Below are 1125 nucleotides of genomic sequence, written 5' to 3' on the forward strand. Positions count from 1 at the left end.
CCTGCGACCACCGATGCCAAGAACGTCATGCCCCGCGTCGCGGCGCTGCTCGACGTGATGGTGCTGTCGGATGTCTCGGCCATCCTCGACGCCGAGACCTTCGAGCGGCCGATCTATGCCGGCAACGCCATCCAGGTGGTGAAGTCGCGGGACGCGAAGAAGGTCTTCACCATCCGCACCGCCAGCTTCGACGCGGCGGGCGAAGGCGGCAGTGCCCCGGTCACCGAGACCGCCGCCGCCGCCGATCCCGGCCTGTCCTCCTGGGTGGCCGACGAGGTGGCCGAGAGCGACCGCCCCGAGCTGACCTCGGCCARGCGCGTGGTCTCGGGCGGCCGCGGCCTGGGCTCGAAGGAGAGCTTCGCGATCATCGAAGAGCTGGCCGACAAGCTCGGCGCCGCGGTGGGCGCCTCGCGGGCGGCGGTGGACAGYGGCTAYGCGCCGAACGACTGGCAGGTCGGCCAGACCGGCAAGGTCGTCGCCCCCGAGCTTTACGTCGCGGTGGGCATCTCGGGCGCCATCCAGCACCTGGCGGGGATGAAGGACAGCAAGGTGATCGTGGCGATCAACAAGGACGAGGAGGCGCCGATCTTCCAGATCGCCGATTACGGCCTGGTCGGCGACCTGTTCTCCGTCGTCCCGGAACTCACCGGCAAGCTCTGAGCGTCACCGTTTTCCAAATACTCCGGGGGAGCGCCCCTGAGGCCCCGTCGAGGGGCCGCAGGGGCGCGGGGGCAGAGCCCCCCGACCCCGTGCCGCAAGCCCATCCGCCAGCCAGGAGAACCCCCCGCCATGTCCGAAATTGCACGCGAGTCGATGGATTACGACGTGGTGATCGTTGGCGGCGGCCCGGCGGGGCTGTCGGCGGCGATCCGGCTCAAGCAGGTGAACCCCGCGCTTTCGGTGGTGCTGCTGGAGAAGGGCTCGGAGATCGGCGCGCATATCCTCTCGGGCGCRGTGCTGGACACCGCCGGTCTCGACAAGCTGATCCCGGACTGGAAGSACAGGGGCGCCCCCGTCACCACCGAGGTCACCCAGGACAATTTCTACATCCTCGGCCCGCATGGCCAGGTCCGGGTGCCGAACTGGCCGATGCCGCCCCTGATGAACAATCACGGCAAATACATC

At 69.0% G+C, this 1125-nt stretch carries 2 protein-coding genes; both read left to right on the forward strand.

Annotated elements, in window-relative coordinates; all coding sequences use genetic code 11:
- On the forward strand, window positions 1-660 hold a 660-nt coding region (locus AQY21_RS05305; RefSeq protein ID WP_058096736.1), incomplete at its 5' end, for an electron transfer flavoprotein subunit alpha/FixB family protein.
- A gap of 129 nt (window positions 661-789) precedes the next feature.
- Window positions 790-1125: NAD(P)/FAD-dependent oxidoreductase (locus tag AQY21_RS05310; protein ID WP_152988116.1), on the forward strand; the 336-nt coding region annotated here is incomplete at its 3' end.

The sequence above is a fragment of the Paracoccus sp. MKU1 genome, from assembly GCF_001447385.1.
Taxonomy (GTDB): Bacteria; Pseudomonadota; Alphaproteobacteria; order Rhodobacterales; family Rhodobacteraceae; genus Paracoccus.